The organism is Fodinibius sp., assembly GCF_041642155.1.
Classification (GTDB): Bacteria; Bacteroidota; Rhodothermia; order Balneolales; family Balneolaceae; genus Fodinibius.
In genome coordinates, this window is sequence record NZ_JBEPWZ010000148.1 from 1 (window position 1) to 7,073 (window position 7,073).

The 7,073-nt window shown below is 47.6% G+C and carries 3 protein-coding genes and 1 pseudogene; 1 reads left to right on the top strand and 3 read right to left on the bottom strand.

What is annotated here, in order from left to right; translation table 11 throughout:
• From ACESLU_RS09425 to ACESLU_RS09435, 3 genes are all read right to left on the bottom strand, one after another.
• The coding region (locus ACESLU_RS09425; protein WP_372638350.1) for a TonB-dependent receptor plug domain-containing protein at positions 1-1,931 on the bottom strand (1,931 nt) is incomplete at its 3' end.
• Positions 1,932-2,262: 331 nt separating this feature from the next.
• Positions 2,263-2,829 (bottom strand): CHRD domain-containing protein, encoded by a 567-nt coding sequence (locus ACESLU_RS09430; protein WP_372638352.1) that lies wholly within the window; start codon positions 2,827-2,829, stop codon positions 2,263-2,265.
• A gap of 418 nt (positions 2,830-3,247) precedes the next feature.
• Positions 3,248-6,007, bottom strand: coding sequence for a PAS domain S-box protein (locus ACESLU_RS09435; protein WP_372638354.1), 2,760 nt, complete (start codon positions 6,005-6,007; stop codon positions 3,248-3,250).
• A gap of 628 nt (positions 6,008-6,635) precedes the next feature.
• Between ACESLU_RS09435 and ACESLU_RS09440 the strand changes: the two are divergent.
• Positions 6,636-7,073, top strand: a pseudogene (locus ACESLU_RS09440) (hypothetical protein); the annotation flags it as partial.

Below are 7,073 nucleotides of genomic sequence, written 5' to 3' on the forward strand. Positions count from 1 at the left end.
CGCTCATCAAACAGGTTATCCACTTCGATCCCGATCGTCATACTTTTCACCAGCTCATAGCCCACTTTTATGTTCCATACGCTGTACTCCGGCGATTTATATGCGCTGATGGCCTCGGCACTATCTTCCCGGCGTTGTTTCCAAAGTCCGCTCAGAGTCGTTTCAAACGCTCCTTTTTGCAATGAGACCATCCCGTTAACCAGGTGACGGGCATAATTGGAAACATATTTTGAGGCCACCCCCTCGTCACTGTAGGAATCCGTAAAGGTATATCCGACTCTGTTCCTGAGGATCCACCGCCGCCCCAGCTTCCTGTGCATCGAGAGTTCCATTTCTATGCCGGCCGTTCGTACACTGCTCAGGTTTTCGGTATACAGGTAATCCGCATCCGGCTGTAAGTTATCGTCGTTCCGGATATCCTGCGCGTTCGTGAGTACGTAATCAATCAGGTTGGAAGAAGCCCTGACAAAGCCGGTGGCCGAAAACCGGACATTTTGCAGCGGAAACAAGTCGAAGCCCACTTCGCCCGACCACGACCGTTCAGCCTTCAGCCACGGATTCCCGATATTACGTCCCCCTGCAACCGGACCGTCCAAATTGTTGGAGATATACCGCTCGGTATAACTTGCAGAACGGATACTGCGTCCCCCGGAAGCCCGTAAAATCCATCGTCCGACATCATAGGATGCGCTCAGGTGGGGCATCAACTCCGTACCATAATTCTCATCATGGTCGAGCCGCAGGCTGCCGGTCAGCGTCAACGGGCTGCCGGGATGCCACTGCATCATCGTAAAACCGGCGTAATGCCAATCGTTGTGTCGTCCCCGGTCACTGCTTCGAATAAACCGGCTGCTGGTTTGAGCCCCGTAGGTCCATGACCACCGGGAAGACAGCTGCCGATACTGGTAGAGCTGCAGATTCAGCAGCTTCGTAACATGGTGGTTTGCCGGCGTATCGGGATTAAAGACGAATTCATCCGTATTATGTTTATACGATCCCTTCAGGGTCGTAACCTGGTTGCCGGAATGCCTTGTAAGCTGAAGCTGGTTCCACCAGGCCGTCACGCGCTCGGTTGCGTCGTCATAGGGACTGGCGGTATAAAAATATTTTGCGTTGAAATCACGGTCGTCATAGGCGGTACGCGCCGACAGGTCCCATCCCTCCCCCAGCTGAACCCCGGCTGAGAGTGAAGCATTCCCGATGCTAAAACGGTTCCTGTAATCTTCCCCCAGCGACTGCCCGGGCGTATGGTACCACATGCCGCCGCCGCCCATGCGGTAAGTATTGTTGCTGTGGAAAACCCCGGCCCGGCCTGTTTTAAGGTCATCCTGACCATAACCGACCTCGGCATCGGCACTTGTGTCCCCCCCTCCCTCAGGCTGGCCGAAGGTTCGTGTTATGATATTAATTACGCCGCCTACCGCATCAGCGCCATACTGGGCGGCTGCAGGCCCGTGCAATACTTCGATGCGCTCTATTTCGGAAGGTGCAACAGGAATATTGGAATTAAAGTGTGCGGTAAGGGGATCGTTAAGCCGCACTCCGTCAATCATGACCAACACCTGCGAAAAGGTACTGCCCCGAATGCTGAAATCCGATTGCGTGCCGAACGCCCCTCTCGACTGTACTTCTACACCCGACACATAACGCAGCACTTCATCAACCGTGTGAGCCGGCAGGCTTTGAATCGTTGTGGCGGGTATGATGGTGATATTGCGTCCCGAACCCGCCGCTGTCTGGGGGACCCGGCTCGATGAAATCACGATCTCTTTCGAGACCACCAGCGTATCAAGTGTTTCCGTATCTTGCGACCGTCCCGGGACGGCAATCAATAATAAAAGGAATAGCAGGAAGACCGTTATACGGCGAGGTCCAGCTAAGAAGCCGTTCACGTCTTTAACAGTGGAGAAGACCTCCGGAAAAAAAATCATGGGATAAAGTGTTTCTTAATTTTTATGGCGTTCCCCTTTCTACAAGCTGCGGGGAAAATATCACGAATTTTTACGCAAAGAAAGTTATAAATAGGCAAGCGTGTTCAGCCGGAAGCCTTCGTTAGTTTAGCCACTGCCCTCAAAGCGGTTTTAGAATACCACCTTTATCAATTCAAGCCATTAAAAAAAGAACACGTAGTCTGTCCTCCCGGCTGCAAACCGGGAGGACAGATATATTTATATTCATATCCCGTGCGACCCTTTACTACCCTGATGTCCATATCGGAATGTTAGATAACGATCTTTACCCAATAATTATCCTCTTGAATAATTATTTGATCTGTCCCCGGATTTCCCCGCCTCCGTGTTCCACAGTATGGACATTGACATAGGTATTTCCCGCCTTTATTTCATCTAACAACGCATCCAATGATTCTCCCTCAAGGGATCCGACAAGATCATCCGCCGTAATTGTTCCTTCCGCCAGTATGCCCTGGAATGGTCCTTCGATCAGCTGGGGAGGGGGTGCGGAAGGATAGAGCCAGGCTACGACGCCCCCGTTTTCCCCGGCCGGGGCATGATGAATATGAGCCATTCGAACATCTTCAATATTGGCTACAATCAGCTTGTACTGAATGGAGGAACCCTCAACTTTGAATATCGCCTGGCCCTGGGCATCTGTTTCAACCGCCGGAACCTCATTTTCACCTTTAAGATGAGTGCGAAAATTTCGCTGAATGGGACCCGCCCATGAAGCCCCGCTCCCTTCAATTTTTTGCAGCTCAGCAGGTTGTCCCGAGTCAGATTTATTCGAGTCGACCGGTTGGTCCTGACAGGCATATCCAATAACCAATACAAATGAAAGCAGTCCTATAAACCATCCTTTTTTTGTCCTCATAATAATCCCTCTTATTTATTTTTTTATGATTGCAATGGAATAAGAATGTGCAATTGTCCCTATCTTCTGCGAGATTCCTTATATGTATATATATGCAGTACCTGTGATATTTATTCCCCTCTACTCCTTAATCAATATCCTCCTTTGCATATCATATCGATCGCCGCGAAAATAAGGAAACTGATCAGCACCTCTTCATTAGACTATACAAGAATTTGCATTCAAAGGTTGCCTGCCGAAAGCCGCAAAAACAATAAAGCTCCCCCACTGCCGGTAAAAACCCATATTATACGATAACTAGCCCCACTCAGGTGCTTCTATTCTTCACCTTTTTCCGCCTCGCTTTTTCAAGATTGCTGCCGTCAAAATCTCCCCTGCTCCGGGATTGCAAAACATGCACAAAAAGATAAGAGGCTATTCATTCTCCTTGCGCTGACGCTTCAGCCCGAATAGTCACAATTAACGATTCAAATGCTTCCGTCTTTGTCAGATAAGCCGAAGCACCAGCGCTTCGCATCTTCTCTATAACCCTCTTTTCATCGTGGAGTGAAAGTCCGATGATACGGGTCCCCGGCATTTCGGAGGTTATTCTGCGCGTGGCTTCAATCCCATCCATTTTAGGCATATTTACATCCATCAGCACGATATCCGGAGCCGTCTCCCGGCTTAACGATACAGCCTCCTCTCCGTCGCCCGCTTCGCCAGCCACAAACACATCATCCTGATCCTCGATAATCTTTCGAAGCCCTTTGCGAACCATCTGGTGATCGTCTACAAGCAACACCTTGATTCTTTCCTCACGGGCGACTTGCGGTACTTTTGATTTATGTATGGGTTCCGGCGTTTCTTCCGGCTCTTCCTCCTCTCTCGCTGCAGCCTTCCCGGATAACGGTATGCTTAACGTTACCTTCGTACCCTCACCGCGTTTGGCCTCTATATTCACCTCGCCTCCCAGCAGATCTATCCGCTCCTGCACATTAAAAAGTCCAAAATTTCCATTTTTATCCGGTGTCCATTCCGTTTTATCCGGGTCAAAGCCTTCTCCTTCATCTTTGACCGTTACTCGCAACTGATCTCTGCTTCTTCGCAAAAGAATAACGGCTTCTTTTTCGGAAGTATGTTTTACTACGTTAAACAGCAGCTCTCTTATACTTTGAAGGACGGTAATCCTTACCTCTTCATCAAGCGGCTTCGGTCGTCCATCATCATTGATGTCCACCTTAAGACCGTGTTTTTCCAGCCTTTCAGCTATCCACTCAGCAGCAGCCTTTATATCGCCATCTATAGAGGGCGGTGGTTTCAGCTCGGACATCAATTCCCGGCTATACCTAAGCGCATCATCGAGCACTTCCTGTAAATCTGTAATCGCCCCAGATGAATCAGCAGAATCGGGGATATTCTGCAGCAAATCAGCTTTCATTTTACCCAGTGCAAGCATCTGGCCCAGGTTGTCATGTATTTCGGAAGCCAGCTGCTGTCGCTGATTCTCCTCTGCCTTACTAAGCTGGGATGCCAGTGATCGCAACTGGGACTGGTAGGACAACAACTCTTCTGTTCGCTCCTGCACCCGCTCCTCAAGGGTTTCGTTTATTGCCTTTAGTTCTTCCCGGGCATGGTGACGTTCGGTCAGATCCACCCCCTGCACAAAGATCCCATTAATGGATCCATCCGCATCGCGAAGCGGTTGATACACAAAATCCACGAAGCGTTTTTCCAGTTTTTCAGTGTTCGGCTGCCGCTGAAGCATAATTTCCATGTCGGTTCCCCTGAAGGGTTCACCGGTCTCATATACTTCATCCAGCAGCCCGACAAGACCCTGATCTTCGAATTCCGGTATTGCTTTCCGCGCCGGTTTCCCAATAAGTTCCCGGTCCCCGACAAGTTGCCTGTAGTAGTCATTCGCCCGCTCAAACACGTGATCCGGGCCGTGCAGTACGCACATAAATGACGGGGCCTGCTTAAAAATATCTGATAACTGTTCCCGCTCTGATTCCACCTGCCGGAGGAGCTGCTCCCGCTCTTCCTCCACGTGCTTGCGCTCTGAAATGTCAAGTACAAATTCAACAATCTCGTTCTCATCTATCACACGCGGGGCAAACAACCCCCACCATCGCGAACCGTCCTTTCGTATGTATTGCTTTTCGTAAGGTTTGGTATGACCGTTCTTTTTAAGGTTGTCCACCGCCTGATTCGAAATAGGATGAAACTTTTCAGGGGTTAATTCCTGCCAGGTCTTTCCCACGGCTTCTTCCCGGTCATATCCACTCATTTCCAAAAAAGCATCGTTCACCTCTTTAATCGTTATACTCTCCATCTCCCAGAAGAGCACCCCTACCGTATCAATCCCAAGTGCGGCGAGCAACCGGTCTCTGTTTTTACGCAGCTTGAATTCTGCCTGCTTCCGCTTGGTTATATCCTTAAACAGTACCGCCACCTTCTGCTCACCACGCTCTCCGATGCGGTAGGCAGATATATCAAGCCAGCGCTTTAAACTTTCAACATACAGTACATCCTGAACCGGCTCTCCCGTCAAAACAACATTACCATATCTTTTAATCCACTTCTCGTCGATGGTAGGCAGAACTTCATGAATACTTTTCTGTTCAACCCCTGTAAGACCGCCGTGCTTCTCGAAAGCGGGGTTGGTTTCCAAATAGTAGAAATCCACAGGTTGGTTATTATCATCAAATTCCAGTTTGATGATACAAAACCCCTCATCCATCGTCTCAAATATGGTCCGATACTTTTCTTCGCTTTCCTGGAGGGCTTGCTCAGCCTTCGTGCGTTCGGTAATATCCACAAGCACATTGATACCGCCCACGAGTTCCCCCTCCTTATTATACAGCGGAGAGGGATAAACTTTGAACCAAATACGCTCTCCGTCCGGCCGCTCGGCTATTGCTTCGGCACCGTCAATACTCCTCTCCTCCTGCAGCGAAACAGCCATGGGACACTCATCATGTGGCATGGGACGCCCGTCGGTATAATAAAGCTTCAGGCTAACACACCACTTATCCGTACCCAATTTCGGTTCTCGTCCCGAAAATTTGACGGCGGAATCATTGTAATATTTAAGCCGGCCTTCCGTGTCAGTCATATAGATGGCAACCGGCAGAGAGTCTACGATCCGCTCTCCCGTATTATTTTGCAGAAATAATGTGTTCAGGTCGTTATGCATATCTTTTCAGGCGATTTATTTAAAAGCGATAGAATAAATACATCAATCAAAAACAGGTCTATAGCAATAGTCATACTTCTTTATTTTCAATACAGAATGTGATCCCCCCTAAACCACTTAATCCTGTATTGATCCGGGCTGGCCTGCTCCTGTTAATTGTCCTAGGGAGTATAAGAAAATAGGAGTTCAAACACATACTGGTAACACTCTATAAGATAACCTGTCTTACTCCCTCCCTTTGATTCACAAAACTATTACCCCTCTCAGATTATTGCCCGTGAATAGCACTGCTAAAGTTAATTTGAAAACTATAAATAGTCTTAATGCCGGGAAAAAAACCTCAGGCTGGGTCTCCATGATAACAATGCTGTAGGATATGATCGGGTCAGGTAATGATGTCGAATGCTGTCAATATAAATGTATATCACTTGATAATTCAGATGCATTTTATATCTAATTTTTTTATTGTTATTCATATTGCAAGCGGGACGTATGATTATATATCTATTTTAATATCAGGGGTTATTATATGAGGTTTATCTATCAATTTCGGCAAAACTACATAGTAAAAATGAAAGGTATATTGATATTCTTTATGATTGCATTTTCATTTACAAACCAGGAAAGCATGGCACAAAATACTCCCGAACGAGCTATTTTATTTATCATCGATGGTTTGCATATCGAAGCTCCAACAAGATTAGAAATGCCCAATTTTTCAAAACTTGCAAAACAGGGATCCCTAATTGAAAGAACGTATGGCATCATGCCTTATCATCCAACACATGGCGAATATGCAAATGTTCATACCTCCTCGTATCCCAATCCGGTAATGATGACAGGCACTATTTTCTTAGAACCGAATCAAAAAATGCTCCAGCACAGTTTTGAAAATAGTGCTTTCGTTGCCAATACATCCTCTTACCAGTCTATTACCGAGGGGTATCAATTTGTTGTACAAAAAGAGGGTCCGGATAAATTTTCGGTTGATAAGGCTATTAGAATATTAGACGACGAAGACTTGGACTTTATTCGAGTGCATCTGCAAGCAGCTGGTGGAGCGGGA

Excerpts from the sequence above, each read along its gene's own strand:
- ACESLU_RS09430 (WP_372638352.1), bottom strand. The coding sequence starts at position 2,829 with ATGAGGACAAAAAAAGGATGGTTTATAGGACTGCTTTCATTTGTATTG.
- ACESLU_RS09435 (WP_372638354.1), bottom strand. The coding sequence starts at position 6,007 with ATGCATAACGACCTGAACACATTATTTCTGCAAAATAATACGGGAGAG.